Origin of the sequence: Halobellus ruber, from assembly GCF_014212355.1 — an archaeon.
Lineage (GTDB): Archaea > Halobacteriota > Halobacteria > Halobacteriales > Haloferacaceae > Haloquadratum > Haloquadratum rubrum.
In genome coordinates this window covers 717,811-743,918 of sequence record NZ_JACKXD010000001.1, presented here as the reverse complement: position 1 = coordinate 743,918, position 26,108 = coordinate 717,811, and the positions used below count along the sequence as shown (strand labels likewise).

Annotated in this window: 27 protein-coding genes, 1 tRNA gene and 2 pseudogenes; 16 read left to right on the top strand and 14 right to left on the bottom strand. The window is 65.1% G+C overall.

The features are described 5' to 3' along the window. Nucleotides 1-79 precede the first annotated feature (79 nt). Nucleotides 80-787 (top strand): SOS response-associated peptidase, encoded by a 708-nt coding sequence (locus H5V44_RS03860; RefSeq protein WP_185191792.1) that lies wholly within the window; start codon nt 80-82, stop codon nt 785-787. Nucleotides 788-820: 33 nt separating this feature from the next. On the opposite strand, the gene H5V44_RS03855 is transcribed toward H5V44_RS03860, so the two are convergent. From H5V44_RS03855 to H5V44_RS03845, 3 genes are read right to left on the bottom strand one after another with little or no spacing between them, the layout of a single operon-like run. Then, nucleotides 821-1,816 carry an ATP-binding cassette domain-containing protein gene (locus H5V44_RS03855; protein WP_185191791.1) on the bottom strand — a complete coding sequence of 332 codons (996 nt, stop codon included), beginning with the start codon at nt 1,814-1,816 and terminating at the stop codon, nt 821-823. After that, on the bottom strand, nt 1,813-2,796 hold the full coding sequence (locus tag H5V44_RS03850; RefSeq protein ID WP_185191790.1) for an ABC transporter permease: 984 nt from the start codon (nt 2,794-2,796) through the stop codon (nt 1,813-1,815). Before H5V44_RS03850 ends, H5V44_RS03855 begins: the two co-directional genes overlap by 4 nt. Nucleotides 2,797-2,823: 27 nt before the next feature. Next, nucleotides 2,824-3,954 (bottom strand): extracellular solute-binding protein, encoded by a 1,131-nt coding sequence (locus H5V44_RS03845; protein ID WP_185191789.1) that lies wholly within the window; start codon nt 3,952-3,954, stop codon nt 2,824-2,826. Between the two features lie 63 nt (nt 3,955-4,017). On the opposite strand from H5V44_RS03845, the gene H5V44_RS03840 reads away from it, so the two are divergent. From H5V44_RS03840 to H5V44_RS03825, 4 genes are all read left to right on the top strand, one after another. Further along, on the top strand, nt 4,018-4,716 hold the full coding sequence (locus H5V44_RS03840) for a TOBE domain-containing protein (protein WP_185191788.1): 699 nt from the start codon (nt 4,018-4,020) through the stop codon (nt 4,714-4,716). Between the two features lie 219 nt (nt 4,717-4,935). Next, nucleotides 4,936-6,036, top strand: coding sequence for a putative sulfate/molybdate transporter (locus tag H5V44_RS03835; protein ID WP_185191787.1), 1,101 nt, complete (start codon nt 4,936-4,938; stop codon nt 6,034-6,036). Between the two features lie 819 nt (nt 6,037-6,855). After that, nucleotides 6,856-7,287, top strand: coding sequence for a DUF5805 domain-containing protein (locus tag H5V44_RS03830; RefSeq protein ID WP_185191786.1), 432 nt, complete (start codon nt 6,856-6,858; stop codon nt 7,285-7,287). Continuing rightward, nucleotides 7,284-8,345: a tyrosine-type recombinase/integrase gene (locus H5V44_RS03825; RefSeq protein ID WP_185191785.1), complete on the top strand. Its 1,062-nt coding sequence runs from the start codon at nt 7,284-7,286 to the stop codon at nt 8,343-8,345. Before H5V44_RS03830 ends, H5V44_RS03825 begins: the two co-directional genes overlap by 4 nt. 106 nt (nt 8,346-8,451) lie before the next feature. Here the strand turns inward: H5V44_RS03825 and H5V44_RS18065 are convergent. From H5V44_RS18065 to H5V44_RS03800, 5 genes and pseudogenes are all read right to left on the bottom strand, one after another. Next, nucleotides 8,452-8,948 (bottom strand): annotated as a pseudogene (locus H5V44_RS18065) (twitching motility protein PilT). Further along, complete coding sequence (locus H5V44_RS03815) at nt 8,945-9,313, bottom strand: UPF0175 family protein (RefSeq protein ID WP_185191784.1); 369 nt, start codon at nt 9,311-9,313, stop codon at nt 8,945-8,947. Before H5V44_RS03815 ends, H5V44_RS18065 begins: the two are co-directional and overlap by 4 nt. Nucleotides 9,314-9,635: 322 nt before the next feature. Then, nucleotides 9,636-11,813: an amino acid permease gene (locus tag H5V44_RS03810; protein WP_185191783.1), complete on the bottom strand. Its 2,178-nt coding sequence runs from the start codon at nt 11,811-11,813 to the stop codon at nt 9,636-9,638. After that, on the bottom strand, nt 11,810-12,265 hold the full coding sequence (locus H5V44_RS03805) for an NAD-binding protein (RefSeq protein WP_185191782.1): 456 nt from the start codon (nt 12,263-12,265) through the stop codon (nt 11,810-11,812). Before H5V44_RS03805 ends, H5V44_RS03810 begins: the two co-directional genes overlap by 4 nt. A gap of 179 nt (nt 12,266-12,444) precedes the next feature. Further along, nucleotides 12,445-12,933 carry an Lrp/AsnC family transcriptional regulator gene (locus H5V44_RS03800; RefSeq protein ID WP_185191781.1) on the bottom strand — a complete coding sequence of 163 codons (489 nt, stop codon included), beginning with the start codon at nt 12,931-12,933 and terminating at the stop codon, nt 12,445-12,447. Between the two features lie 93 nt (nt 12,934-13,026). Between H5V44_RS03800 and H5V44_RS03795 the strand changes: the two genes are divergently transcribed. Continuing rightward, complete coding sequence (locus tag H5V44_RS03795) at nt 13,027-13,530, top strand: phosphopantetheine adenylyltransferase (RefSeq protein WP_185191780.1); 504 nt, start codon at nt 13,027-13,029, stop codon at nt 13,528-13,530. Nucleotides 13,531-13,565: 35 nt separating this feature from the next. On the opposite strand, the gene H5V44_RS03790 is transcribed toward H5V44_RS03795, so the two are convergent. Together H5V44_RS03790 and H5V44_RS03785 are read right to left on the bottom strand one after the other, a co-directional pair. Further along, nucleotides 13,566-13,874: a transcription initiation factor IIB family protein gene (locus H5V44_RS03790; protein ID WP_185191779.1), complete on the bottom strand. Its 309-nt coding sequence runs from the start codon at nt 13,872-13,874 to the stop codon at nt 13,566-13,568. Between the two features lie 96 nt (nt 13,875-13,970). Continuing rightward, nucleotides 13,971-14,198, bottom strand: coding sequence for a hypothetical protein (locus H5V44_RS03785; RefSeq protein WP_185191778.1), 228 nt, complete (start codon nt 14,196-14,198; stop codon nt 13,971-13,973). Between the two features lie 148 nt (nt 14,199-14,346). Between H5V44_RS03785 and H5V44_RS03780 the strand changes: the two genes are divergently transcribed. From H5V44_RS03780 to H5V44_RS03750, 7 genes and pseudogenes are all read left to right on the top strand, one after another. After that, nucleotides 14,347-14,431 (top strand) — tRNA-Leu (locus H5V44_RS03780). Nucleotides 14,432-15,091: 660 nt separating this feature from the next. Then, nucleotides 15,092-16,648, top strand: a complete 1,557-nt coding sequence (locus H5V44_RS03775) for an AAA family ATPase (RefSeq protein ID WP_185191777.1) — start codon at nt 15,092-15,094, stop codon at nt 16,646-16,648. After that, a complete protein-coding gene (locus H5V44_RS03770) occupies nt 16,641-17,978 on the top strand; it encodes a hypothetical protein (protein WP_185191776.1) in 1,338 nt (445 codons plus the stop codon). Before H5V44_RS03775 ends, H5V44_RS03770 begins: the two co-directional genes overlap by 8 nt. Before the next feature lie 94 nt (nt 17,979-18,072). Continuing rightward, nucleotides 18,073-18,600 (top strand): annotated as a pseudogene (locus tag H5V44_RS18060) (Eco57I restriction-modification methylase domain-containing protein); the annotation flags it as partial. A gap of 146 nt (nt 18,601-18,746) precedes the next feature. Further along, nucleotides 18,747-19,022: a type II toxin-antitoxin system HicB family antitoxin gene (locus tag H5V44_RS03760; RefSeq protein ID WP_185191775.1), complete on the top strand. Its 276-nt coding sequence runs from the start codon at nt 18,747-18,749 to the stop codon at nt 19,020-19,022. Nucleotides 19,023-19,024: 2 nt separating this feature from the next. Beyond that, nucleotides 19,025-19,282 carry a type II toxin-antitoxin system HicA family toxin gene (locus tag H5V44_RS03755; RefSeq protein ID WP_185191774.1) on the top strand — a complete coding sequence of 86 codons (258 nt, stop codon included), beginning with the start codon at nt 19,025-19,027 and terminating at the stop codon, nt 19,280-19,282. A gap of 171 nt (nt 19,283-19,453) precedes the next feature. Continuing rightward, nucleotides 19,454-19,873: a VOC family protein gene (locus tag H5V44_RS03750; protein ID WP_185191773.1), complete on the top strand. Its 420-nt coding sequence runs from the start codon at nt 19,454-19,456 to the stop codon at nt 19,871-19,873. Between the two features lie 7 nt (nt 19,874-19,880). Here H5V44_RS03750 and H5V44_RS03745 read toward each other — a convergent pair whose 3' ends face one another. Continuing rightward, the gene (locus H5V44_RS03745; protein WP_185191772.1) at nt 19,881-20,324 is read right to left on the bottom strand and encodes an SRPBCC family protein; all 444 of its coding nucleotides are present in this window, start codon (nt 20,322-20,324) and stop codon (nt 19,881-19,883) included. A 94-nt stretch (nt 20,325-20,418) separates the two neighbouring features. Here H5V44_RS03745 and H5V44_RS03740 point away from each other — a divergent pair, with 94 nt between their 5' ends. From H5V44_RS03740 to H5V44_RS03730, 3 genes are all read left to right on the top strand, one after another. After that, the gene (locus tag H5V44_RS03740; RefSeq protein ID WP_185191771.1) at nt 20,419-21,543 is read left to right on the top strand and encodes an ABC transporter ATP-binding protein; all 1,125 of its coding nucleotides are present in this window, start codon (nt 20,419-20,421) and stop codon (nt 21,541-21,543) included. Then, nucleotides 21,544-22,350, top strand: coding sequence for an ABC transporter permease (locus tag H5V44_RS03735; RefSeq protein ID WP_185191770.1), 807 nt, complete (start codon nt 21,544-21,546; stop codon nt 22,348-22,350). 137 nt (nt 22,351-22,487) lie between these two features. After that, nucleotides 22,488-23,225 carry an SDR family NAD(P)-dependent oxidoreductase gene (locus H5V44_RS03730; RefSeq protein WP_185191769.1) on the top strand — a complete coding sequence of 246 codons (738 nt, stop codon included), beginning with the start codon at nt 22,488-22,490 and terminating at the stop codon, nt 23,223-23,225. A 26-nt stretch (nt 23,226-23,251) separates the two neighbouring features. Here H5V44_RS03730 and H5V44_RS03725 read toward each other — a convergent pair whose 3' ends face one another. The 3 genes from H5V44_RS03725 to H5V44_RS03715 form a co-directional block, all read right to left on the bottom strand. Then, a complete protein-coding gene (locus H5V44_RS03725; RefSeq protein ID WP_185191768.1) occupies nt 23,252-23,431 on the bottom strand; it encodes a hypothetical protein in 180 nt (59 codons plus the stop codon). 46 nt (nt 23,432-23,477) lie between these two features. Next, a complete protein-coding gene (locus H5V44_RS03720) occupies nt 23,478-24,944 on the bottom strand; it encodes an ATP-binding response regulator (protein ID WP_185191767.1) in 1,467 nt (488 codons plus the stop codon). Between the two features lie 132 nt (nt 24,945-25,076). After that, nucleotides 25,077-26,015 carry an SDR family NAD(P)-dependent oxidoreductase gene (locus H5V44_RS03715; protein WP_185191766.1) on the bottom strand — a complete coding sequence of 313 codons (939 nt, stop codon included), beginning with the start codon at nt 26,013-26,015 and terminating at the stop codon, nt 25,077-25,079. Nucleotides 26,016-26,108: the final 93 nt, after the last annotated feature.

Below are 26,108 nucleotides of genomic sequence, written 5' to 3'. Positions count from 1 at the left end.
GGTCGAGTTCGGGGACGCGCGAACGCGTCACCCGATCCCCGCCGTCGGTGTTTTGTCGGTCGGACCCCTCCGCGGAGGTATGTGCGGCCGCTACACCCTGATGACGCCCGCCGCCGAGCTGGAAGCGCGGTTCGACGCCACGTTCGAGGACCCGCCGGAGCCGCGGTACAACTGCGCGCCCGGCCAGTCGCTGCCGGTCGTCGCCGACGACGAGCCCGATCGCTTTCGGACGTTCAAGTGGGGTCTGATCCCCTCGTGGGCCGACGACGCCGCCGTCGGCAACGACCTGATCAACGCCCGCGCGGAGACGGTCGAAGAGAAACCGAGTTTCGCCGAGTCCTTCGAGCGCCGCCGGTGTCTGGTGCCCGCCGACGGCTTCTACGAGTGGGTCCGGGAGGGAGCGGCCAAACAACCCTACCGCGTCGCCTTCGACGACGACCGCCCGTTCGCGATGGCGGGGCTGTGGGACCGGTGGGAGCCGACCCACACCCAGACCGGGCTGGGTGATTTCGGCGGCGGTGGCGGGGCGAGCGAGGCCGACGCCGTCGAGTCGTTCACCGTCATTACGACCGAACCCAACGACGTCGTTGCGGACCTCCACCACCGGATGGCGGTCGTGCTCGACCCCGACGAGGAGTCGACGTGGCTCCACGGCAGTACGGAGGAGGCCGCCGAGTTGCTCGATCCGCACCCGAGCGAGGGGTGGCAGGCGTATCCGGTGTCGACGCGGGTCAACAGCCCGGCGAACGACGGCCCGGACCTGGTCGAGCCGGCCGAGAGCGGGTGATCCCGGAACGGGATCCGGACGCGGAGGCGGGCGTCAGCAGGGATGGATGCGGTCCCGCGGGAGCGCGACCGCCACGTCGTCGCCGACCGTCGGCGGGGAATCCGCGAAGGCCTCGACGGTTACGTCGTCGAACGCGAGCGTCACCCGATGTGTTGCGTCCTCGCGAACCACCCTCCGGACGGTTGCGCGCAGGTCGCCGTCGGTATCGCCGAAACGGATCGCTTCGGGCCTGATCGCGACTCGCTCGGCCGACCCGTTCCCGCGCACATCGGTGTCCCCAGCGTCGTGGCCGTCGAGCAACGACCGGACCGTCGGTGCGGCGCCCAGGTCGATGACGTTCGAACCGGTGAAGCTCGCGACCATCGGCGACTCGGGACGCTCGAAGACCGCCTCAGGCGTACCGCGTTGGACGATCTGCCCGTCTGCCATCACGACGATCCGGTCGGCGACCGCGCGCGCAGTCGTCCGGTTGTGGGTCACGTAGATGGAGGTTACGTCAGCGAGGACATCGACCAGGTCGTCGCGGAGCGACTGTCGCGTCGGCACGTCGAGCGCGGCCAGCGGTTCATCGAGGAGGAGCACGTCGGGTCGAACTGCGAGCGCGCGGGCCAGGGCGACGCGCTGTTTCTCCCCGCCGGAAAGTGTCGGCGGGTTCCGCTCGGCCAGGTGTGCCACGCCGAGTTCGGAGAGCAACTCAGCCGCGTCGCGCGGCGAGTCGCGGTACCGCGCGCCGTACCTGACGTTCTCCTGGACGGTCATGTGGGGGAACAGCGCGTAATCCTGGAAGACGAAGCCGAACTCCCGCTGCTCCGGCGCCCGGTCGGTGATGTCGGTCCCGTCCGCCGTGACCGTGCCGTCGTGTTCGTGAAACCCCGCGATCGTCTCCAAAAGCAGCGTCTTGCCGCTTCCGCTCGGACCGAGGACGACGAGGGTCTCCTCGTCACCGGCTTCCAGCGCCGCGTCAACGGTGAACGGCTCGGCGCCCTTGGCGGTAAACGTCGACGTGAGATCGGCGGCGAGACGTGTCACGGCATCCCCCCGGTCGTGTCGTCGTCGGTCAGATACCGAACGAGCAGGAAGATGACCGCCGAGACCGCAAGCAGGAGGAACGCGACCGCGCCGCTCTCCTCGAGGCCACCCTGGAGGTACGTGTTGTAAACGAACACCGGCGCGTGTTGGGCCGTCACCCGTTCGCCCGCGAGCGGATAGAAGAACTCCACGGAGTAGGCGACGACCGCGACTGCGCCGAACTCGGAGACGGCGCGGGCCCACGCCAACACGCCGCCGGTTACCATCCCGCGGGTGGCGAGCGGTCCAGTGACCCGTCGGAACGTCTCCCACCGGTTCGCGCCGTGGATTCGCGAGGCGTACTCCAGGCGGTGGTCGATCGCCTCGAACGCTTCCCGGGTGGCGTTGACGGCGTACGGCGCCGCAACGAACGCCATCGCCAACACCATCCCCACCATCGACCCGAGAACCGAAACGCTCGGGAACGCGCCGCCCTCCCCGAACCCGAAGAGAATCAGGATCCCCGCCACCGAGTGCGGGACGACGAGCGGGAGGTCGACGAGGCTCTCGACGAGCGGTTGCCCGGGGAACCCCTCCGAGAGCAGGTGCGCAAGCGGAATGCCGAAGGCCAGGCTGAGCAGCGCCGCCAGGAGCGGCCCGTAGACCCCGAGATACAGGACGCGGTGGACGTCCGGATCCGTCGCCTTCTCGACGACCAGCGAGGGGGTCTGTCGCGCGACGAACAGGAACAGCGGAAGCCCGAGGGCGACCAGCAGGACGCTGCCGAGCGTCGCGCTCGCGACGACGAACGACGAGCCGTCGAGCAGGTACGCCGTCACGGCAGTACTGCCGATGATGAAGTACGCGTACCACGTCGGCCGGCCGGTGGTGTAGGCAGCCGCGAACGCGAGCAGTTGGACGCCGACGAACCCGACGACGAGGACAACCGTGGGTACGCCCCCGGTTTCGACATCGAGCCGTGGTCCGGTCTCCGTGGCCATTATGATTCTCCCGGTGTCGAAGCCACGTTATAGTTCCAGGGGACCGAGCGTCTCCTGTGCGCTTGCGACCTCCATCACGCGGTCCGGGACGGCGTCCGCGGAGCCGCTCGGGACGACCACCGGATCGACCGGGACGAGTCCGAGGTCCTCAAGGATCGCGCGGCCGGGTTCCGTCGCGAAGTACTCCACCCACTGCGCACCCCGCCCCGGCGCCTCGGCGACGCTCGGAACCGTGATCCCGTACGCGATGGGTGCGCCCGTGAACGTCCCCGAGTCGGTCTCGACTTCCGCCTTCGCGTAGTGCTCGGCGTACTCCGTGGTGGCCTTCGAGAGGTCGACCTCGGGCTGGAGGTCGACGAACGGCAACCCGGAACTCGCGGAGATCGACTGGTAGTACATCACGTAGTCGAGTTCGCCCGATTCGAGCTGGCCTTCGAGGTTCGTCTCCGTCCCCGTCGGGACGACGGAGTTCTCCCGGAGCGTCCGATACGTCGCGTCGTCGTAGAGGCGTTCACCCTCGAACTCCTCGGCGCCGAGCTGTTGGGTCATCACGGCGCGGTACCCGCCGGGGTCGACCGCGGGATCGGAGTGGCCGATGGTGATGTCGTCGCGGGTGAGCACCTCCCACCAGTTGTCCCCGGAAATGTCGTCGGCGCCCGGGGAGTCCTCGCGGTACTGGATCGACATCGAGTTCGTAGTGAAGATCGCATACCAGTCGCCGTACTCTGGGAGCACGCGGTTCCGGATGAGCCGAAAGTCCGAGGTGCCGAGCACGTCGGCCGACCGGCCCTGTTGGGTTATCTTCTGCGTCGAGGCCACGGACCCCTTCGCTTCGCGGTTCACGTCGACGCCGAACTCCTCCTCGAACCGGGGTTCGGCCTCGCTGAACGGCGGCGCGAGCGACCCGGCGTGGAAGATGGTCATCGAGTCCGACATCGAAGTCTCCGTCGAGGTTGCGGTGTCCGTCGACCCCCCGGAGTCGGTGGGCCCGTCCGTTCCGTCGTCCCCGGACCCTCCGGAGCCACCGGACCCGCCCGAACAGCCGGCGAGTCCGGCGATGCCCGCGGCGGCGCCCGCCGCGAGGAAGGACCGCCGAGAGACCGCTCCGTCAGAACCCGATGCGTTGCGACCGTCCGCAGACGACCGTTGTTTCGACATAGACATATCGCCGTTCTACCATCGGAGACATAACGCTTTTGCTCGCGTCCGCGAAGGGAGAGTATGGTCCGCCCGCAGTTCGACGCGTACATCGGGACCGACGGCGTGACACTCGACGCCAGCGACGTCGACCTCCTGCGAGCGATCGACCGGACGGGGTCGCTCAGCACGGCCGCAGAGGAGCTCGGTCGATCCTACGCCCACGCCCAGCGCCGGGTCGTCGAACTGGAGGAGGCGTTCGGGTCCCTCGTGGAGCGACAGCGCGGCGGGTCCGGCGGCGGCGGCAGTACGCTCACCGGCACTGCGGAAGACCTGCTCGCCGCCTTCGAGCGGACGCGGACGGGGTTCGAGGGCGTCGCTGCGGTCGCCGAAACCGTGCTCACCGGTCCGGTCGTCGGCCGCGAGGGGGAGTTAGCCACCGTCGGGACCGACGCCGGTCATGTGCGTGCGCTCGTCCCCGAGGGCGACGGCGTCGTCCAGCTCTCGATCCGGGCGGACGCCGTGACGCTGACCGACCCCGGCGACACGCCCGTGCCGGAGCACACGAGCGCCCGGAACCGGTTTTCGGGGCCGGTCCAGCGGATCGATTCCGGCGAACGCATCGCCCGAGTGAGCGTGGATATCGGGATCGACGACCCACTGCTGGCGCTCGTGACCGAGGACAGCCGGGAGAAACTCGGACTGACCGTCGGCAGCGACGTCGTGGCCTCGTTCAAGGCGACCGCGACCCGTGGGACTCCGGTCGCGGGCGCCGACCGCTGATCCCGGTTGTGTGACTATATTTGGTTACTCCTTTTCGTTCCGAAACTACTCGCGGCATCATCTCCCCGCTGGTTTTCTGAACATGATATTTTGCCCCGAGCAGTCGTCCGCTCCGGACTTCCGATCCGGGATTTCGACGGGCCCAATGCGGATGAAGCCGCGAGCAACACGCGATCCAAGCGGTTTTGTGTCCCCGCGAATTCCCCTACCGTACTGGAGATGTTCCCCGGGAATCGACGCGAGATGCCGATCCGGATCTCCCGTGGCGAGCTCACCGGCGCGTTAGGGGATTCGGTTACGGTGCTGCCGGTCGTCGTCGCGGTCGCCGCGCTCACGGAGCTCGCCTTGGCGCGACTTCTCCTCGGGTTCGCGGTGTTCCAGGTCGCCTGGGGGGTTCACTACGGCCTTCCGGTGTCCGTGGAGCCGATGAAGGCGCTGGCGGCGCTTGTGATCGCCGGCGGACTCGGGAGCGCGGAGCTCGCGGTCGCGGGGCTCCTCGCGGGGGCTGTCCTCCTCCTGATCGGCGCCACCGACACGCTCTCCCGGGTGGAGTGGTTCATCGGTCGACCGGTCGTCCGCGGCGTCCAACTCGCCGTCGGGCTCGTGTTGCTGGAAGCTGGCGTCGAGTTGAGCCTGGACGGCCCGGTGTACGCGCTGGCGGCGCTCGCGGTGGTGGTCGGAAGCGTCGCGGTCGGCCGCCGGCGGGTGAGCGCACTTCTCGTGCTCGCCCTCGGCGTCGGAATCGCGGTTGCGACCGCCGGCCTCCCTTCGCCGGTGGTGCCGACGGTCGGGGTGACGCTCCCGAGCAGGGCGGGCCTCTCCGCGGACGCCGCCGGCGCGACAGTCGCCCAACTGGCGATGACAGTCGGCAACGCAGCGGTCGCGACGTCGCTACTCCTCACGGACTACTACGACGCGGACGTCTCGCCGGACGACCTCGCGACCAGTATGGGCGCGATGAACCTGCTGGCCGTCCCCTTCGGAGCGCTGCCGATGTGTCACGGCAGCGGTGGCGTGACCGGAAAGTACGCCTTCGGGGCCCGCACCGCCGGGTCGAACCTGATTCTCGGCGTACTCTTCGGTCTCGCGGCGCTTGTCGGTGTGGGCATCGTCGCGGCGTTCCCGATTGCGATGCTCGGGGTGATCCTGGCCGTCGTCGGGATCGAGCTCTGCCGGGCCGGGGTGGATACGTCGGACCGGCCCCTGGCAGTCGTCGTCGGGGCCGTCGGTCTCGTTTCGAACGTCGGCGTCGCCTTCCTCGTCGGTGTCGTGGTCCACCGGGTCCTCTCGTACCGCCGACCGGAGACCGCATCGAGTTGAGAGCTCCCGGTGGTTTTAGCACCCTATCGGAAAGGATGACCCTGAATTCAATATAGCGATATGAGATTTATGAGGCGCGGCTGAAACACCGAAACGCCGAGCCGATCTCGAACGTGGATTGTACCGGAACACCGGGTCAGTGCCCTACGATCCGGGTCGCGGTGCTTTCCTAGTACTGTCGGCTATAACTACGTGAAGATTTTCGACACCCCGGGGTGTCGAGATCCGTCACGGGACTATGGCCGATAGTATGACAGAGCGCGGTTCCAGATGGTGATCGTCCGGTGAGTTTCCCACACGTAGGGCAAACAGGACCGTCCGCCGGCAGTGACGCTACTCCCGAGAGTCGATCCGTGGCTTTGCCCAAAGCAGAGCCGCTGCCGAGCCGTGAGATCAACCGCCCTCTGACTCCGGAACACGGCGGGGAAGGTGCTGTCTCCGGACAGTGGCGGGGGAGTTCCACTGACAGGTACCAGTCCCGACGGTGCGGAGGGCAAACTCAAACAGGATTTCGAGAGGGCATCCTGGCGGTCTCGACCCCCAGGGGTCGTAAGTCGAATCCCGCCCTCCACACACGATCAGATCAGCTTGAGGTCTCACACTCGGAGGGCTGAAACGACAGAGGAACCCCTTCGAATGGCTGGTTGAAATTCGTTGTCTTGAATAAAACATAATTTAGACGTAAATCTGATAATCTATTCGTTTTATGCACACAGCAATACAAATAATACGACCAAAACGACCAACAGAATTCAATCTAATATGCCTTATCCTCGAATCTGCAGTAAAGTGAAGTAGTCGGGAGACACAGCCGTGCGTATGGCGACCGATGGACTCGACACCGAGCGGAAGACCGTCGTGACGTACGTACCCGCCTATCAGAAACACGAGTGGGCGGAGCACGCCGATCGTTTGGAAATGAGTCAAAGCGAGTTCGTCCGGACGATGGTCCAGGCGGGACGCCGGGAGTTCGGGGTTCCGTCGGACCCGACCGATCCCGACGGAGTAGTGAGTGACTCCGACGAGGGCACTTCGAGCCGATCACGTACCGGAGGGGGAGACTTCGAGGGTCGCGTTCGCGAGGCGCTGACGGCCGAGGAGTATCTCTCGTGGGACGAACTGCTTGCGAGGCTCACCGACGACATCGAAGGTCGCCTCGACGAGACGCTTCAGCGTCTCCAGTCCTCGAACGTCGTTCAGTACAGCGGGCGCCACGGCGGGTACACGCTCACCGGGACCGAGAGCCGATGAGTACCGAGACCACTCCCGACCCCGAGCGGGACGTCGAGGATCCCGTGGCGTACTTCCTCCAGGACATGACCTATCACGGGAAGTCCGGCCGGACACGGGCGGCGTACGAGCGCGTACTTCGGCAGTTCGAGGCTTTCCTCGGGGACTCGGACCCAGGGGCGTCGGTGCGCGAAGCCACGCACCGCGACTGTATGGCGTGGATTCATACACTTCGGGGGTCGGACGCGGCCGACAGCACCATCGCCACGTACGCCTCGTATCTCCACCGGTTCTACGCGTACATGGCTCAGATCGGGGCATTCGACTCGAATCCGATGACGCTGGTCGTCGAGGAGATGGACGAACGGATCGATACCAACCCGTCCCGTCGGGAGATCACACTTCCGGAGCTACGGGAGTTCCTCGAAACGGTGTCACACCCCTTGGATCACGCGGTGATCGTGGCGTTGCTCAAGACCGGGATGCGGGTTGGAGAGCTGTGTAACCTCGACGTCCGAGACGTGACACTCTCCGATGCGGAGCCGTTGCGGGCAGTCGGCTCAGAGTTCGCCGAACCGCGAGCCCAGTTAGACGGCCGGGGACCGTCGATATACGTCTCTCCGGATCCAGTCGCCGGCGAGGAGGTTGCCGGCGAGGAGCGGTCCGCGTCAAACAAACGGAAGCGATCGACGGTGATTCCGATCGATACGGAGCTTGAAGCAGCGCTCCGCCGGTGGCTCGCGATCCGACCGGACGCCCGGTCGGACGCGGAGCCGCTGTTCGTGAGTACCTCGGGCAGGTGGGGCGCTCGGCTCACCCCGGACATGGTCCACCACATCGTCGAGCGCCACGCCAGCGCCTTCGGGTGGCACCGTTCCGGTGGCGACGCCGAAGAGAACGTCACGCCACATTACTTCCGCCACTTCTTTACGACTCACCTCCGGGATCGGACCGGTGACAGGGGGATCGTGAAGTACCTGAGGGGGGACGTCGGCGGCGACATCGTCGACACCTACACGCACAACTGGGGCGACAGGGTGCGTGAGACCTACGAGACCCACATCTATTCGGTGTATTGACACGTTCCGGCGCCGCTGGGGCGACTGATAAACTGTATTTGGCTATATCAAATTCCTCCGCTGGAAGTTGAGACTACACCCGCTATGGGGGAGCGGTACGCGTATCTCACCGATATTCCGAAATCGACTGGTATGGCATATAGTACCCGATCGATCCATATCGACAGCCACTCATCGGCAGTCGGCTCATCAATCTTTCCAGCATCGATCGCAGCCAACAGAACCCCGACCGACCCGACAACGGTCACGCCTTTGTCTTTCACAAAGGATCGGGCATCCCCGTCGTCGGTCAGTAGACGACCGTCCTCAGCGTCTGCCAAGGCAAACGCCTGTGCCGGGATCGAGATGGTCACTGACAACCGCCTCTCTGTTTGCGACGGTGTCCGAAATCGTCGCGACTTGAATCCCGTCGTCGAGTGTATCGAGTGCCGACTGAAGATACGGATGGTCATCAACGCCGTTTTCGAGCTCCTCACGAACGACTGGTACCGTACAGATTCCAGAGAGGTCAGCAATTACCCACAGCTGATCGATGTAGGCGAAATTCGAGAGGACAGTCGTGTTCAGGACGCTCGGGTTCGCTGGAATATCGTCACCCGTCATTTAGCACGTGACTCCTCATCAGACGAGTCCTCATCACCGAATTCGAGTTCGCTCGCTGCCTCTACTTCGTCGGCTGCGTCGTCTTCGTCAACGAGTCCGAGGCGGAGCTCAACACCGTGCTCACGGAGGATATCCCGCATCGTCCACCGATCGACATCAGCGAGTCTCGCGGCATCACCGAGTGTGATCCGCTCGCGTTCGTAGAGGGCGACCGCAGCCGCAATACGCTCGCTTTCGTGGTCCTCGAAGTATTCACGTACGAACTCTCGCAACGCATCGCTCTTGCCGCTGAACACACCAGCCTCGACAGCACCCTCGATGAGGAGGTCGAGATCGTCTGGATATGACCCGGTGATTCGTGCCATCGTTCTATCCCAGACTACGTCTTCATACTATTTATGAACTGCGCGAGAATGCCATATGCATCGAGACGACCAGTCTCAACTTCTGCCTCTGCCGACGGCCGCGCGTCGGGGAGTCCACAGTGAGCGATTCCGGGACCCCGACTCCACGGCACAGCGACAGTAGCGTTTGCAACTGGTTGCACATCCGATCGCACGCCGTCGTGCGATCGAGTGAGCGAAGACTTGCAAACGCTACTACGGGAGACCGGACGCCAGGACCCGTCAGCCAACCAGACGACGGCCGGTATCGACGGGAGTGAATACCGCTCGACCGGCGTCCGGCTCAGAACGTCAGCCGCTCGAGCAGCCGGTGGAGGAGTCCCCGTTGCCGGGATTCGTGGGGGTACGTCGTGACCACCGTACACCCGGGGCTGGGTACAACAGGCCGATCGTCGAACACGACATCCCGGAGCCGATCGTCGGAGCCCCGTCTGACCACCAGATCCGGCGGGGAGAGCCGGCCCCCGTCGGTCCGGATCGATTCGGTGCTGACAGGGACCGAGAGTATCGACGCGAGCTCCGACCGGTACTCGTCCATCGTGGCTGCGCGTGGGTCGCTTCCCACGTCGGCAGGGTACCAGAGGGAGAGATGCCCACCGTTCGCCGCTGCGATGGCGCCGGCGATGTCGACGGCGACCGGGGAGTACGGGCTTCCGTGGCCGGACAACACCACCTGCTGTGGCGAGTCGTACCCGAGGTTGTCGACGAGGAGCACGTCGCACGGTGCGTGGCGGACAACCCAGTCGATCGGATCCCCGACGACCCGCGAGCGGAGGCGGAGGGGTTCGTGTTCCGCGACGATCGTCTTCACCCCGCGGCGGTCCGCGAAGTTGGTGATAGCGTGTTTGGTATCGTGACTCACGACCTCGTCGGCTTCGATGTCGACGTCGAGTTCGTCAGCCAGCGCGGCCGTCCGAGTCTCGAAGGAGAGATCAGAGGCGGACTGGTCGGTGACGTTCTCGACCAGCGGGGCCTGGTCGGGGATCTCCTGGAACTGGACCGCAACGACGCGTCCGTCGTCCCCTCGGACCAGGTCCGCGGCCAGGGCCAACAGGGAGCGCTCCCGGTCCTCGTCGGTCCCCTTCGTGAGTGCGACGAGCACCTCGTGGGTGCTGTCGTCGCGGGCGGAGGCGACCTCTGTGAGGGTCTCCCGGCCGACCTGTCGCCGGATGGCGTCGGTGGCGGCGCCCTCGCGGCTGACCCGCGGGCGGACGTACGCGAAGTACCACGCAACGCTCCCGACGGTGATGACGACCGCGCCGAGCAGTGCGGTCGTCCCCATCTGCGTGAGGAGCAACGCACCGGTCACGACCCCGAAGACCTGCATCCAGGGGTACAGCGGCGAGGCGAACTCGGGATCGTACTCCACGCTACCCTCACGGAAGGAGAGCAGGGCCACGTTGATCAGCCCGAACACCATAATCTGGAAGGCGCTTGCGAGCTTGGCGATGTCGAGTATCGGGACGAACGCGATGAGAACCAGAAGCACTGCACCCGTGAGCGTGATCGAGGCGACCGGCGTCCCGAGACGGTCGCTCACGGCGGACAACGACGGCGGTGCGAGGCTGTCGCGGCTCATCGCGAGGGGATACCGCGACGACGACAGGATTCCGGCGTTCGCGGTCGAGACAAGCGCGAGGATGGCCGCGAGGATTACAGCCACGACGCCGGTTCGGCCGAGAGTGGCTTCGGCGGCGACCGCCACCGGGGTCAGCGACCCCGCAACGGAGCCGGGATCGGTCACGCCGACCAGTACCGCCACGATAGCGACGTAGAGGAGGGTGGTGAACGCGAGCGACCCCAGAATGCCCAGCGGGATGTTCCGCCCGGGGTCTTCGACCTCCTCGGCGACGCTTGCAACCTTGGTGACGCCCGCATACGACACGAACACCAGCCCAGTGGCCGCAAGCAGGCCGCCGATCCCATCGGCGAAGAACGCGGCGTAGTTCGTGGATTCGACGCTGGGGGCACTGCCCGCCGCGAACCACCCGAGCGCTGCCAACATCACGACCACGATTGCCACCTGGAGCCGACCCGTCTGCTTGGCGCCGGCGACGTTCACCAGGATCAGAAACGCGGCGAGGCCCAACGCGACAGGTCGCAGCGGCAGGTCGAACAGGAGCAGGAGATACGGAACCCCACCCACCAGGGCGAGGGCACCCTTGAACGACAGGGAGAACCAGGTGCCGACGCCGGCCACCGTTCCGAGCAGCGGCCCCATACCGCGCTCGATGTAGATGTACGTGCCGCCGGCCTCCGGCATCGCGGTGGCCATCTCCGACTTCGAGAGGGCGGCCGGAACCACCAGAAGCCCTGCGAGACCGTACGCGACGATCACGGCCGGGCCGGCAATCTCCAAGGCGAGTGCCGGCAGAATGAAGATCCCGCTCCCGATCATGGCGCCGATACTGATCGCCAGCACCGACGGAAGCCCGAGGTCGCGTTCGAGTTCCTTCGTCATCGGTCGCCGGTCTCGGCGGTCGTCGGGCGGACTGTGCGCCGGAGCGCCGCGGAGAGACACTCGGGCCCGAAGACGACGCTGGTCGCAACGTCGGACATCGCATCGTGACGGTCGGGGTTGTTGAGCACCACAACGGTGGTCTCGATGTCGAACCGTACCCGGAGCAACTGCGTCACGAGAAGGGTCTCCCGATCCGTTCGGAGCCCCACGATGGCGGCGTCGGCGTCACCACCGGCGTCCAGCGTGTCAACCGCGGTCACGTCGCCGACGGTGGTCCCGACGTCGTCGGGGGTCCGGGCCGCTATCGCGGCGTCATCGGTGACGAGTCTGACTTCGTCGTCCGGTTCGAACTCGGCGGCCAGCGTCGGTCCGAGGTACGAGTCGCTGACGATGAGGACTGTGGGTGGCCCAGCGGTGCGGGCGAGCGTATCGTGGAGTGCGTGGTCTGACATAGTGGCAGGCAACGATCGCACGCCCGCCGCGGACGGCCGAGTGCCGCTCGCCACCCGTGGTGTCCGGTCGTGGATCGTGATCTATACACGGCTTAGATTCCGTAGATGGATAAATATTCCGATTATTATTCCGATGCAGAAGTATATCGAACAATTGCCCCGGTTACGGAATCAAATCTTCATTCCGAGTCGGTATCCGTCGGACTCCGGAACCTATGAAACGGCCGGGTGTACTCGTTGCGGATCAGGTCCTCGTCGACCACTTCGAGCCCGGTGTCGTTGAGGTCGCGGCCGATCCGGCTGAGGTCGTTGCTGTCGGTGCCGACGACCTCGACGTGGACGTTGTCCGCGCCGGTCATCACCTCCCGAATGGCCACGACGCCCTCGACGTCGAGCGCGCGGCGAGCGACCTCCTCGCGACGATGGATCGGGGCGGTACAGACGATCAGCGTGTGCAACTGGTAGCCGGCGGCTTCGTAATCCACGTCGACGTCGTACCCGCGGATCACGCCGGCGTCCTCCAGCTTGTGGATCCGGTTCCGGACGGTCCGGGCGGAGACGTCGAGCGACTCCGCAATCGTCGTGGCCGACGTGTGTCGCGCGTCGTGTTGGAGCGCGTGGATAATACGCCTGTCAAGGTCGTCGATCGGGGACTCCGATCCGGTCATACCTCCACTTGGAGGAGGGGAGTAGAAAAATCGAAGGGCGGCAGCAGGCCCCGATTTCGGCCCGTTTAAGTTTCGGGGGGTACTGGCCGGGGTATGCACGTCGCGTTGGGCGGGACGTTCGACCCGGTCCACGACGGCCACCGTGCGCTGTTCGAGCGCGCCTTCGAGTTGGGGGACGTGACGGTGGGACTGACCACCGACGACCTGGCCGCCGAGACCCGCTACGTCGACCGCTACGTTCGCCCGTTCGAGGACCGAAAACGCGACCTGGACGCGGAGCTAACCGACATCGCGGCGGAGTACTCCCGGGAGTTCGAGATCCGCCCCCTGGAGACGCCTACCGGCATCGCGACCGAACCGAAGTTCGACGCCCTGGTCGTCTCGCCGGAGACGCGGGAGGGCGGCGACCGGATCAACGGGATCCGCCGCGAGCGCGGGCTCGACCCCCTCGACATCGAGGTCGTCGATCACGTCACCGCGGCGGACGGCGAGCGGATCTCCTCAACGCGCATCGTCCGCGGCGAGATCGACCGCCACGGCAACCTCACCCCGGACCGGGACGGTCGTGGCCCGAAGCGACCCTCCGAAAGCGAGTGAGCTTCCGGAGGACCACCCGGTAGTCGGTCGCCGCGTCACCACGACGGTGGCTGGAACCCCGCAGCCTCCAAGACGGGTTTCCAGTGCTGTTGGACGCTGAGGCGGCTCACGTCCATTGCGTCGGCAACGCGGGACTGGGACCGTTCCTCGCCCGCGATGAGCGCGCCGGCATAGAGGCTGGCGGCCGCCACCGCGGGCTTCGATCGGTCGGCGTCGGGCGCCTCCGAGAGGAACAGGTCGGCGGCGAACGACCGGGCGTCGGCGCCGAGTTCGAGGCGGTCGGCGCCGCGTTCGATCCGGTTCAGCCACCGTTCGTTCTCCACCCGGTCCCGAGCGCTGTACATACCCGCCAGTGAGACGGCGTCGTACAAGAAGCCACCGCGCGTGGGGACGCTCTCGGCGGGGTTCGCCTGGGTGTTTCGGGGGGCTCCGCCGCGTTTCTACTGATCGACGAGATACAGGACGTACGGGGTGACGGCGGTCAGCGCGACCATCACCCAGTATTCGATCCACCGCTCGCCGTACCGCGTCACGTCCACCGTGATCGACCCGTCGGCCGTGGCGACCGCACCCGGGACGAACGCCGCAAAGAGCCCAGCGCGATCAGTTCGACCGGGACGACCGTGACTGTCGGAGACCGCAGCGACATCCGGGGTTCGGTACGGCACCGGTGTCGAATCGGTTAGGCGGCCCGTACGTCGGGCAGCTGCGGCGCTGACCCACGCGTCGTCGGATAGCCGGGCCCCGGCCGCGACAACGTAACATTATCAAAGCGACGCGGCGAATCCCGTTTCAGGTCCAGTCGATGGGCCGCGAGCGCGGGTAGCCAAGCTAGGCCAACGGCGCAGCGCTTAGGACGCTGTCCCATAGGGGTCCGCCGGTTCGAATCCGGTCCCGCGCATATGCTGCCCGAGCGACAGCGAGGGCGAATATCGGTACGGAGGATTCGAACCAGGAAGCGAGCGTAGCGAGCGACCGTGGGTCGAATCCGGTCCCGCGCATCGCGAGGTCGAACGGAGTGAGGCCTCGAAGGCGTGAGCGGGGAGCGGAGCGACCCGCGATCAGTGAGAAGCGACGCGACGAACCAACAGAACCGATTCGGAGCAGGGAGGTCGCACGCAGCAGGACGAGCACGGCCCACCTCTGCTCTCGCGCATCTCATCTCGGAGAAAAGTGAGGAGTGTACCAGTGTCCTTTTCGCAGTACACAGGATGGATGCAAATACGCCGCGCTACAGGTTTCGACTGCCCCTCCTGAGTTCGGTCCACATTGCTTCTGCACGTCGGTGGACTTCGTCTATCGATGCAACGCCAGTTCGACTAATACGCCCGGCTCTCCATTCAGCGCCACAGCCAGTTCCCGAATTACAAACATAGAACACTTTCCAGCCACTCGGTTCTTCCTTCAATCCGTACCAGAGTTTCGAGCCGCATTGATTACACGACGCTGTGTCGTGTGCGCACAGTAGCATCGCGATGGAATGGATGCGGTTTACCGGATTAACTCTCGCAAAATCACCACCACCAATTATAATTCAGGGCTGGGGACGTTTTTCACGGATATGGCTTACGAGGGAGCGAAAATTTATCGAGCCCCTTATGCAAGTGACGAAGCGTTCTCGAACTTCGAGCGTACGGTGCTTGAGGGATTTCCTGCAGACGAGGTTACGCAGTATTCGGAACGGGACTTCGAACCTGAGCCCGTTCGGATGTGGGGAACGACGGTGGCAAGATCGTGGAAAAAGATCGATCCAGGAGATTATCTCATTTTCTACCGATCAGGCGAATATGAACACGCCGCGGAAGTTGTTGGAACTGAACGGAACGAGGAGCTGGGTGGTTTCGTCTGGCCGAACTACGAGGGAGATCCGTGGGATTGTATCATATACCTAAAAGAACCAGTTGAGATCAATGTTCCATCGGCTCCGCTACACGAACTCGCCGGATACGACGTTACTCACACACAGAACTTTGCCCCGCTGAATGAGATGGGGTTGGGGGCGATCAGAGCTAAATACGGCTCCGTCGGAGATTTCGTCTACAACAACCGAGGTGAGTTTCGTGACCAGACCACTATTCCTGATGCCTCCGGAGAAGCCCTTCGTTCGGATATCGACGTACGAACCGTCCCGGAGGTGTCCGTTCCGGAGTCTACGCTGTCGGGGCTGGTCTTTCCTGGAGAGACGGCCGAGGAGATTATCGATCAAGTAAATTCAGCCCTCAGCGCAGGCAAACATATTGTTTTTATCGGCCCACCTGGAGGGGGTAAAACCGAGATCGCAAGGCGAGTCAGTGAGTACCTAGCCGAGGAGTATGCCGATGTGTATTCAGGGTATCGGACAACTACAGCCACTGCAGATTGGTCCACGTTCGAGACTGTCGGTGGGTATATGCCCGGGGAATCGGAGACGGACACGTTGCGTTTTTCTCCCGGGCAGGTGTTGCGGTGTTTTAGAAACGACGGACGCCAGCGAAACGATCTACTCGTCATCGACGAGATCAATCGTTCGGATATCGACAAGTCGTTCGGACAGTTGTTTACGCTTCTATCCGGCCAAGCGGTCCAGCTTCCGTTTACTGTTGAAGGAAAGGAAGTCGAGATTGTTCCTGCAGAACACTCCATTGAGAACGACGGCGATCACCGGTACGTGATGCCATCGTCTTGGCGAATTTTTGCAACGATGAACAGCTACGATAAGACTTCACTCTACGAGATGTCCTACGCGTTTATGCGGCGGTTTGCGTTCGTTCACGTTGGCGTTCCAGGTGAGGAAACGGATAATTGGGAGTCTTTAGTCGAGAGATATGCAGACGTGTGGGATCTCCAAGTTAGTAGTGAGGTCATAGAGGTCGTTGCCGAAATCTGGGAGGTGACGAATAGTACGGTATCAGAGCGGAAGATCGGACCGGCGCTGATCAAAGATATGCTCAGGCACATTTCTCCGGCTGGTTCGTCGGACGCAGTGGCAAATGCCATCACAAGCTACATTTTTCCACAATTGGAGGGAGTCCGTGGCCGAGAGCGGGTCGTTTCGGAACTCGCATCGCTGGATGCCGTGGACAGCCAGCGGATACACGACCGGGCAGCGGAGATACTACAGGTGACACTGAATGAATAGGCAGGCGCTGGTTGAGCAGCTCTCCGAAGATATTCTCACGTACGTTATGCACGGGTCATTCCCGGACGAGCATCTCGCTTCCGAGATCAAGCCCGACGCACTCGACGAGCGGTTTTACGAATACGAGATGCTCATCCGCCTCCATTTCATCCTTGACCCGGATGTGATCTCTTTCGTCGAATCGCTGCCGAGTCGACTCCGGAGTATCAAGACTCAAACAAAGCGCGTATCGAGTGAATCGCGAGGAGGGCTCAACGGTCGGATCAACTGGACGGAAACCATCAAGCGTCGCCACACGAGTAATCCGACTGATTCCTCATTGTTTGTCTGCGAAAACCGGTCGGAGAACTACGACATCGACGAAAACGTGGTGCTAAAACGGTTGCTTGCGTTGATCTACTCAACGATTGATGAGTGCGAGGAGTATCTGAGTCGGGATTACGAGTGGGTGACGGAGCGGTGGAAGAAGGGTGACGACCTCATCGGGACGATGCGGGAGATATTCGAGCGTAATGTCCACGTTACCCGCATCCGGGAGCCGGAGGCGTACGAGCCGACTCCACGAATGCTACAGCGTGCGGTCCAATCAAGAAACGGGATCTATCAGGAAGCCAGCCGACTTCTTCGTCAGTACCACCGGACGCTTGAGGGCGATGAGAAAGCGATCCGGAGCTTGCTTGATCGGACTGCAATTACGCCTGACGACGACGAGACGCTGTTTGAGTTGTTCGTGCTATTCAGATATATCGAGGCAATCGAGGAGTTGAGTGACGAACGGTTTCGGTTGCGGACGGTCGAGTCCGGGTCCCAGGAAGTCGCCAAATTGGTCGACGAAGACGCCGAAATTGTCATCTACCACGACAACTCCGCCCGGGATCGGGGGCTTTCGTTTCTCTCCGATGTACCCGATAAAGATCCCGAGGACCTCTCTCGGACGGAGTTCGTGGAGCGAGAGGCCAGAATGGTTTCTGAGGAGTACTTCATCGATCGCTCGTTCCAAACGACGACGGGCCGGCCGGATGTCATCGTTCTCGAAGTGCAGTCTGGCTCCACTACGGAATATCTGATCACTGAAGTAAAATACTCCACCCGGCCTGAGACGATTCACCAGGGAATCCGTGAAACCCTGGAGTACTTGGCGTTTCTCCGGGACGATGGCGACCTTGTTCATAGAGAAGAAGAGTACTTCGGCTCGGGATGGAACGGCGTTCTGGTCGTGCAAGATATGGATAAGGAGACAGCCTCAGTTGAGGAGCAACGATCAATCCGTATTCTGCAGGCCACAGAACTGGAATCAAAGCTTACTGATGTACTCGAACAAGTGATTTGATCTCGACCATTTGGATGTTCGTTTGGGGAGTTGAAACGTACAATCTCCCTCAGTTGGGCGCGGATATTTGTCGTGAAATTGAGAGTAGGAAGATGGAACAGTAACCAATGAACGCGAGAGCGACGACACTGTCTTCATCCACGCCACAGCGCGCTACAAACCCGACAATCAGGACAGCGAGACGCGGCCGAAGGGAGCGTCTCGGACAGGTCGAACGGGCGAAGCCCGTGAGATCACCTACGAGACCGACCGCTGGGGCTACACCGAGACCGACCCGATCCCGGCGATGCGGCTGACCGACCTGACCGACACCGAGGCCGCGCTGATCGAGGCGTTCGTCCCCGTCGCCGTCGCGGAGGCCGGGGGCTTCGCGAACTTCCGGGAGACCGCGACAAAGACCAACTCGCCGGTCGACCGCCTGGAAGCGCTGACGCTCCCCGATCCCGACGACGTCGCAGACGGGGTAGAGCGGTACGTCGACGCGAAGGAACGCGCCGCGGAGCTCGATCGGAAGATCGAGCGCACCGACGAGCTGATCGACGAGATCGTGTACGAGCTGTACGGGCTGACCGACGAGGAGATCGCAATCGTCGAGGACGCAGTCGGCGGAGACGAGGAATAGTACCGCGCGAGCGACCGGGGGGAGCGAGCGCGGGACTTTTTCGCCCACGTTTTTGCGGTGAGTGGTGTGCGAACGCAGTGAGCACACCCGAACCGGAAAAAGGTGGGAGCGAAGCGGTTTTGCCCGTGGGTGCGGTATCGAACTGTATGGCACGGGCCGACGCGGGCGAGGCCGACGCTCCGGACCGGGAGATCCGACTCCTGCGGAATCCGGATGGACAGTGGACGGCCCGCGACCTCCGCGTCGGGGTGACCACACAGGGAGAGAGCCGGGAGGCTGCCCTCGAAACCCTCGATAGCGTCGTCGAAGCTATCGAAGACGACGGCGGACACCCCCCGACCGACGAGGAGATCCGTGAGCTCGGTATCGATCCCGAAGTCGCTCGATCGCAGGGCGACGAACTCCCCGACGTGCTACAGTAGGGATGGCAAAGCGGGATTTCTCGGGTGAGGACGTGTACAAAGTGCTTGTGAACGTCGGTGGCTTTCGGCACGTTCGGACCGCAGGTGACCACCTGATCCTGCGATGGAAACCACCGGAGAGTCACGAGGGGACGGAACCACGTACCGTGACCGTCCCGGCGCACGATTCGGTCAGTATCGGGACGCTGCGCGACATCGCCGACGACGCCGGTGCGGAGGACTTCGAGGCGTTCTGCGAGTGGATCGACCGGAACTCGTAGGTCGAAAGCGTCGACGAGGCGGACGAGGAGTGAAACCGCGGGAGCGACCGCAAGTCGCGAGCGCGGGACTTTTTCGCCCACGTTGTTGCGGTGAGTGGTGTGCGAACGCAGTGAGCACACCCGAAGCAAAAAAGGTGGGGGTTCTTGATCCCGACGCGCCTCGCGCCTCATATGCCCGAACCAACGGCCCACCACGTCGGTATCACGGTCTCCGACCTCGACCGCGCGGTGGCGTTCTACACCGACACGTTTGATCTCGACGTCATAGCGGAGTTCAACGTCGGCGGCGAGGCCTTCGGCGACGCCGTCGACGTCGACGGCGCGACCGGCTCGTTCGCACACCTCGACGCCGGCGGCGCCCGGATCGAACTCGTGGAGTACGATCCCGAAGCGACGCGGGGCGAACAACCCGAACTGAACCGGCCGGGCGCGGTGCACGTGGGGCTGTCCGTCGACGACATCGACGCGTTCTACGGCGGTCTCGACGACGGCGTCGAGACGCTGAGCCGGCCGCGGACCACCGAAAGCGGGACCCGGATCCTGTTCGTCCGGGATCCCGAGGGAAACCTCATCGAGGTGCTGGAGCCGTAGCCGCGGGTCACTCCGCTTCGGGGGCCGCCAGGCGGTCCGCGAGGTTCCGGAGCGTCGCCTCCAGTTCCCGCCGGTTGAACCGGTTCGTCAGCGGCGAGAGCAGCCACTGGACCGGCCGGGGGAGCCCGAGGTCGTAGGTTGCGGTGTAGGTGAGGCGGGTGCCGCCGTCGACCGGCTCGAACTCCCACTCGATCCGGCCGTCGATGTCGCCCGAGAGCTCGAAGACGATCCGTTCCGGCGGCTCGTGGACGACCCCCCGGACCTCACCGCGGAACGAGAGCCCGAACAGGCCGTAGGTGTACGTCGCCCGTTTGCCGCCGTTGTCGAGGGTGCCGAGGGTTTCGACCCCGGAGAGCCGCGGGGAGATCCGCGCTTGGTTCTCCGGGACGTCCATATACTCGAAGACTGCTTCCGGTGGCCGGTCGATGACAGTCCGTACGGAGGCTTTCATACGTGGCGTCTGGGGCGCGAGCGACAAAACCTCATAGGGCCCCTGGGTCCGGCACCCGGTGGAGCTTTTCCCTGCGGACGCCCTTACGGCGGTAATGGCGACCCGCGAGGAGCAATCGACGGACCCGGCGTCCGAGGGTGACCCGCCGGACAGCGAGGGCGAGGCGGATCCGGCGGCCGCCGACGCTCCCGACAGCGACGTGAACGACGGCGGTCGCAGGGAAGCCGGCGGGGCGGCCCCACCGTCGACGGCGCCCGGGACCGACGTCCCTGCGGTGGCCGTCTCCGGGGTCTCGAAACGGTTCGGGACCGGGCCGGACGCGGTGACGGCGGTCAACGACGTCTCCGTCGAGATCGAGGCCGGCTCCATCGTCGGGCTGTTGGGCCCGAACGGTGCGGGGAAGACGACGCTCATCAAGTCGATCCTCGGGATGGTCCTCCCCGACGAGGGGTCGGTGCGGTTGCACGGCATCGACGTCCGCGCCCGCCCGAAGGCCGCGTACGCACACGTCGACGCGATGCTCGAAGGCGCGCGCAACGACTACTGGCGGCTGACGGTCCGTGAGAACCTCCGGTACTTCGCGACGATCGGCGGGGTGGACCCCGACTCGGTCGCGGATCGCCACGACCGGCTGCTCGACCGGTTCGGATTGAAATCGAAGATCGACACGCCGGTGCGGAACCTCTCGCGGGGGATGAAGGGGAAGGTGTCGCTCGCGAGCGTCCTCGCGGGCGCCGCCGACGTGGTGTTCCTCGACGAGCCGACGCTCGGCCTCGACGTGGAGAGTTCCCGCACCCTCCAGTCGGAACTGCGCCGGGTCGCCGAGGAACGCGGGCTGACGGTGGTCGTCAGCAGCCACGATATGGACGTCGTCGAGGCGGTCTGCGACAGAGTGCTGATCATGTCCGACGGCCGGATCGTCGCCGACGACAGCGTCGAAACGCTGCTGGCCGACGACGACAGACATACCCTGCGGATCGTCAGCCACGATCTGGGTCCGGCGCTGCGTGCCGACCTCCGGCGGGAGTTCGACGTCGTCGGAGCCGACACCACCGGCGGAGTGACGCGGATCGAGGTCGCAATCGACACCGACGACCTCTACGCGCTCGTGCGCTATCTCCGGGAGCACGGGGTCACGATCGACGACCTGGAGACGATCGAACCGGATCTCGAGGACGTGTTCGTGGAACTCACCCGCGACGGCGAGGGGTCCCGATAGATGGCCGGGCGGCCGGAGTCCGGAGGACCGAAACCCGCGGGGTACTACCGGCTCGCACGGGCAGTGCTCTACCGCGAAGCCGTGCTGTTCGTCCGCTATCCGGCCAACGCGGTCGGCGGGGTAGTGATCGCGGTGTTCTTCTTCGGGGTGCTGTTCTACGGCGGGCGGATGGTCGCGGGGCGGGCGCTGACCGACTCGATCGAGGGGATCATCGTCGGCTACTTCCTGTGGACCCTCTCGGTGGGCGCGTACTCCGCGATCTCCAACGACATCGGCAGCGAGGTCCAGTGGGGAACCTTGGAACGCCACGTGATGACCCCGTTCGGGTTCGCGCCGGTGGCGCTTTTGAAGGGCGTTGCGAAGCTCGTCCGGACGTTTCTGACCTCCGGGATCGTGCTGGGCGTGATGCTCGTCGTGACGGGGGTCACCCTCGAACTCAACGTCGTCACCATCGTGATCGTCGCGGGGCTGTCGATCACCTCGGTTCTGGGGCTGGGGTTCGCCGCCGGCGGGATCACCCTGCTGTACAAGCGGATCGGGAACTGGCTGAACCTGCTCCAGTTCGGGTTCGTGGTACTGGTGTCGGCTCCGTCGCTGGACGTGGGGTGGCTGCGACTCCTCCCGCTTGCTCACGGCAGCGGCCTCCTCCAGCGGGCGATGCTGGACGGCACCCGGATCTGGGAGTTCGCCATCGCCGACCTCGGGCTGTTGGTGGCCGTCGCGGTCGGCTACCTCGGCGCCGGCTACCTGGTGTTCCAGTACGCGACGCGTCGGGCCCGCCGCCTCGGCGTGCTCGGCGATTACTGACCGCGAGGCGTTGCCCGGGGACGGTGGGTGGCGGTTCGATCCGGGGATCAGCCCGGGACACCGACCAGCCACGACGTCGGCACGTCCGCCACCGGATCCCCGGACGGATTCAAGTCCGTCGGGTTGCAGGGGACCGTATGGATCTGGCACCTGATCTCGACGGCCGGACGGCGCTCGTGACCGGAAGTGCGACCCGGGTCGGCCGCGAACTGCTGCTCACGCTCGCGGCGTGTGGCGCCGACGTGGTGGTCCACTACCGCACCAGCGAGGACGCCGCCGAAGCGACCGCCGAAGAGGCGCGGGAGTACGGCGTCGAAGCGACCACCGTCGCCGGCGACGTGACCGATCCGGACGCGGTCGACGCCCTGTTCGACGACGCCGAGTCCACCCTCGGGACCGTCGACGTGCTGGTCAACAACGTGGGCAACTTCGATCCCAGACACTGGTCGGAGATCGAGTGGTCGGCGTGGCGGGACGCCGTCGAGAGCACGTTCTACGGGACCGTCCTCTGCTCCCGGCGGGCGCTCGAGGGGATGCGCGAGCAGGGCTGGGGGCGGATCGTCAACATCGGGTTCGCCGACAGCGACCGGATGCACGCCCACCCGGTGAACTTCCCCTACTTCGTCGGCAAGACGGGGGTCGTGATGTTCACCCGGATGCTCGGGGCCGACACCCGAGAGGAGGGGATCACGGTGAACGCGGTCTCGCCGTTCGCCGTCGAGAACACCGTCTCGGACGTCTCCTCGTTCCCGCGGGGGCGGGCAGCGAGCTTCGAGGAGGTCGCCGCACCGCTGCTTTTCTTCCTCGGCGACCACGCGTCGTACATCAGCGGCGAGAACGTGGCGGTCGACGGGGGCCGACTCCCGGAGCTGTGACGGGGAGTCGGCGGGGAAGCGATTCGCTACCGGTCTGCGCCGCCCGACGTGTTCCGTAGCCCTCGGGAGAAGTACGCCTCGGCACCCGGATCCGACGACAAACCCGCGAGTTCCGTGGCGCCGCAGCGGTCGCACGCCTCCAGGTCGTCGGGGACCGCATAAACCGTCCCACAGTCGTGACACGCGAGGTACCGGAGTCCAAGCATCACCGTCCTAACCCGCGCCGGCGGCAAAACCGTATCGCTCGCCGGTTCACGACCGGGTGGATGGGGTCACCGAGTCGACGGGCTCAGCGCTTTCGGCTGATGGCTCGACGCCGGCGAACTCGAAGCGGGCGCCGCCGTCCTCGCTGTCGGTGAGCGTCACGTCCCACCCGTGGGCCGCCGCGATGCGGGACACGATCGCCAGCCCGAACCCGTTGCCCGCCTCGGCGGTCGTATACCCCGGCTCGAATACGGATTCGCGGGCGTCCGGCGGGATCCCGGGGCCGTCGTCGGCGACGTAGAACCCCGCTCGGTCGTCGAGCGACCCGATTTCGATCTTCACGCCCTCGTCAGCGTGAACCACCGCGTTGCGCAGGAGGTTCTCGAGGAGTCGGCGGGTTCGACCGGTGTTGGCCTCGACCGTCGGCGGCGACACCACCGAAAACTCCGCCCCGTCGGTCCCGACGCTCTCCCAGGCGGTCCGGGCCACCGTCCCGAGGTCGGTGGGCTCCGTCGCGGCGACGTCGTCGCCCTCGCGGGCGAGCGTCAGGAGTTCGTCGAGCATCCGCTCGAACCGATCGTGTGCGTCCTCGAGTCGGTCGAAGAACTCCGATTCGCCGGTCTCGCGGGCCAGTTCGGCGGCGGTCCGTGCGGTCGTCAGCGGCGTCCGAAGGTCGTGTGAGGCCACGGAGATGAACTCCTCTAACCGCTCGTTTTGCCGCGCCAACTCCTCGCGGCGACGGCGCTGTGAGGTGATGTCACGGAGGATCCCGGCACACCCGCGGTACTCCTCGTCGAAGGGCAGCGGCGCGATGTGGTCCCGGCACGGGATCAGGTCGCCGTTCTTCGTCCGGATCTCGATCTCGAACTGCTCGGCGTCGGGCCCCGACGACGACACCACCGACCGGAGCGCGTCGTTCGCCTTCTCGACGCTCTCGTCGGTCTTGATCAACGCGGGTTCGACGCCGACGAGTTCTTCCCGGTCGTACCCCGTGAGCTCGGCGAACGCCTCATCGACGTACGCAAACCGGCCCTCGGCGTCGACGACGTACGTCGGATACCCGAGCGCCTGCAGGACCGCGGAGTACCGCTCCCGATCGAGGCCGGCGTGGTACTCCCGGATCGCGTGTTGGACGCGGTTGGCCAGCCGCTCGTGTTGCTCGGGCCCGCCCTTCTGGAGGTAGCCGGTGACGCCCGCGTTGATCGCCCGACTCGCGATCGACTCGCTACCCTTCCCGGTGTACAACAGGAAGGGCAGCTCCGGATACCGCTCTCTGACCCGTGACAGCAGCTCCAGCCCGTCGAGATCAGGCATCTCGTAGTCGCTGACGACACAGTCGAGCGACTCGTCCCGGAGGCGTTCGATCGCCGCTGCCGGCCGTTCGACGGTCGTGACGTCGACCGAGGGAAGCTCACGGGTCAGGAACGCCTCGGTCACGTCCAGAAAGGCCCGGTCGTCGTCGACGTGGAGGAGACGCGTCTGACCGGTCCTGTATCGGTGTTCAGTTCCATTCATCCTCGTGCACGCGCATACGGGCGCGGCGGACAAGCGTTCCGAGCCTAATCCGTTTGGCTCGGTTCACCGACAGAGGGAACCTCGGCGGTCGACAACGCGCCACGGGTCCGAATCGCCGGCCGCACGACGAGTTTACCTCGGGTCGTTCCCCTGTACCGCCGCCTCCGAGGCGTCCGCAAGCGGTTCGTCGATGTCCAGAAGCGACGCGCTTCGCTCCCAGAGCCGCCGGGCCGCGGTCTGATCCCGCGCGGCCGCCGATGGGCTCGCAGGCTCCTGCCCCGAGAAGTAGCGTCCGGAGACGTCGGCGGTCCGGGGCGACACGCCGAGGAACAACAGTGCCGCCGCACCGTCAGCGACTGAGGTGACCCCGGGGACCGAGTCGAACAACCGGACGACCGACGGGAGCGGCCCCGGGAGGAACCGGCTGAACCCGCTACCCGGGATCGCGCCCGGGTGGAAACTGTTCGCGGTGACCGCCCGGTCGGCGGCGTCGAGCCGACGGGCGAGTTCGTTCGAGAAGAGTACGTTCGCGAGTTTTGAGTGGCTGTACGCCCAGGTGCCCGAGTACCCGTCGAGGGTCGTGGCTCGGTCAAGGTCAAGGTCGGTGCCGCGGTGGGCCGCAGAGGCAGTCGTGACCACGCGGGCGCCCCTCCGCAGGTGAGCCAGCAGTTCGGCGGTCACCAGAAACGGCGACAGGTGATTAACGTGGAAGGTTCGCTCCACGCCGAGTCCCGTGATCCGGCCCTCGCGGAAGAACCCGCCGGCGTTGTTGATCAGGAGGTCGACCCCGTCGGTCTCGGAGCGGACAGTCGTCGCAAACTCCCGGACCGCCGCGCGGTCGGTGAAATCCGCCGGGACGAAGGTTGCGTCCGCGCCGACGGCTTCGAGTTCGGCAACCACGGCCGATCCCGCGTCGCGGTCGCGTCCGTGGACGACCACGTCCGCGCCCAACCGCCCCAGCGCCACCGCTGCGGCACGGCCGATCCCGCTCGTCGACCCGGTGACGACCGCCTGTGTTCCGGTACAGTCGACGTCTGCAACGCCGGCGAGGGTTTCGGGAGGCGTCCCCATACGATCGGAACGGGCCTGACAGACAAAAACGACCCGCGCGCAGACGCCGTCCGTCTCTGGCCAGGGGCGGGGAGACCGCCTCCCGAAATCACC

What these genes read in the sequence shown, in the direction of transcription:
- H5V44_RS03745 (WP_185191772.1), bottom strand. Translation starts at nt 20,324, where the DNA reads ATGAAAGCCTCCGTACGGACTGTCATCGACCGGCCACCGGAAGCAGTC.
- H5V44_RS03835 (WP_185191787.1), top strand. Translation starts at nt 4,936, where the DNA reads ATGTTCCCCGGGAATCGACGCGAGATGCCGATCCGGATCTCCCGTGGC.
- H5V44_RS03755 (WP_185191774.1), top strand. Translation starts at nt 19,025, where the DNA reads ATGGCAAAGCGGGATTTCTCGGGTGAGGACGTGTACAAAGTGCTTGTG.
- H5V44_RS03830 (WP_185191786.1), top strand. Translation starts at nt 6,856, where the DNA reads ATGGCGACCGATGGACTCGACACCGAGCGGAAGACCGTCGTGACGTAC.
- H5V44_RS03850 (WP_185191790.1), bottom strand. Translation starts at nt 2,796, where the DNA reads ATGGCCACGGAGACCGGACCACGGCTCGATGTCGAAACCGGGGGCGTA.
- H5V44_RS03800 (WP_185191781.1), bottom strand. Translation starts at nt 12,933, where the DNA reads ATGACCGGATCGGAGTCCCCGATCGACGACCTTGACAGGCGTATTATC.
- H5V44_RS03815 (WP_185191784.1), bottom strand. Translation starts at nt 9,313, where the DNA reads ATGGCACGAATCACCGGGTCATATCCAGACGATCTCGACCTCCTCATC.
- H5V44_RS03775 (WP_185191777.1), top strand. Translation starts at nt 15,092, where the DNA reads ATGGCTTACGAGGGAGCGAAAATTTATCGAGCCCCTTATGCAAGTGAC.
- H5V44_RS03825 (WP_185191785.1), top strand. Translation starts at nt 7,284, where the DNA reads ATGAGTACCGAGACCACTCCCGACCCCGAGCGGGACGTCGAGGATCCC.
- H5V44_RS03735 (WP_185191770.1), top strand. Translation starts at nt 21,544, where the DNA reads ATGGCCGGGCGGCCGGAGTCCGGAGGACCGAAACCCGCGGGGTACTAC.
- H5V44_RS03805 (WP_185191782.1), bottom strand. Translation starts at nt 12,265, where the DNA reads ATGTCAGACCACGCACTCCACGATACGCTCGCCCGCACCGCTGGGCCA.
- H5V44_RS03715 (WP_185191766.1), bottom strand. Translation starts at nt 26,015, where the DNA reads ATGGGGACGCCTCCCGAAACCCTCGCCGGCGTTGCAGACGTCGACTGT.
- H5V44_RS03795 (WP_185191780.1), top strand. Translation starts at nt 13,027, where the DNA reads ATGCACGTCGCGTTGGGCGGGACGTTCGACCCGGTCCACGACGGCCAC.
- H5V44_RS03840 (WP_185191788.1), top strand. Translation starts at nt 4,018, where the DNA reads ATGGTCCGCCCGCAGTTCGACGCGTACATCGGGACCGACGGCGTGACA.
- H5V44_RS03725 (WP_185191768.1), bottom strand. Translation starts at nt 23,431, where the DNA reads ATGCTTGGACTCCGGTACCTCGCGTGTCACGACTGTGGGACGGTTTAT.
- H5V44_RS03860 (WP_185191792.1), top strand. Translation starts at nt 80, where the DNA reads ATGTGCGGCCGCTACACCCTGATGACGCCCGCCGCCGAGCTGGAAGCG.
- H5V44_RS03730 (WP_185191769.1), top strand. Translation starts at nt 22,488, where the DNA reads ATGGATCTGGCACCTGATCTCGACGGCCGGACGGCGCTCGTGACCGGA.
- H5V44_RS03740 (WP_185191771.1), top strand. Translation starts at nt 20,419, where the DNA reads ATGGCGACCCGCGAGGAGCAATCGACGGACCCGGCGTCCGAGGGTGAC.
- H5V44_RS03810 (WP_185191783.1), bottom strand. Translation starts at nt 11,813, where the DNA reads ATGACGAAGGAACTCGAACGCGACCTCGGGCTTCCGTCGGTGCTGGCG.
- H5V44_RS03845 (WP_185191789.1), bottom strand. Translation starts at nt 3,954, where the DNA reads ATGTCGAAACAACGGTCGTCTGCGGACGGTCGCAACGCATCGGGTTCT.
- H5V44_RS03770 (WP_185191776.1), top strand. Translation starts at nt 16,641, where the DNA reads ATGAATAGGCAGGCGCTGGTTGAGCAGCTCTCCGAAGATATTCTCACG.
- H5V44_RS03790 (WP_185191779.1), bottom strand. Translation starts at nt 13,874, where the DNA reads ATGTACAGCGCTCGGGACCGGGTGGAGAACGAACGGTGGCTGAACCGG.
- H5V44_RS03750 (WP_185191773.1), top strand. Translation starts at nt 19,454, where the DNA reads ATGCCCGAACCAACGGCCCACCACGTCGGTATCACGGTCTCCGACCTC.
- H5V44_RS03720 (WP_185191767.1), bottom strand. Translation starts at nt 24,944, where the DNA reads ATGAATGGAACTGAACACCGATACAGGACCGGTCAGACGCGTCTCCTC.
- H5V44_RS03760 (WP_185191775.1), top strand. Translation starts at nt 18,747, where the DNA reads ATGGCACGGGCCGACGCGGGCGAGGCCGACGCTCCGGACCGGGAGATC.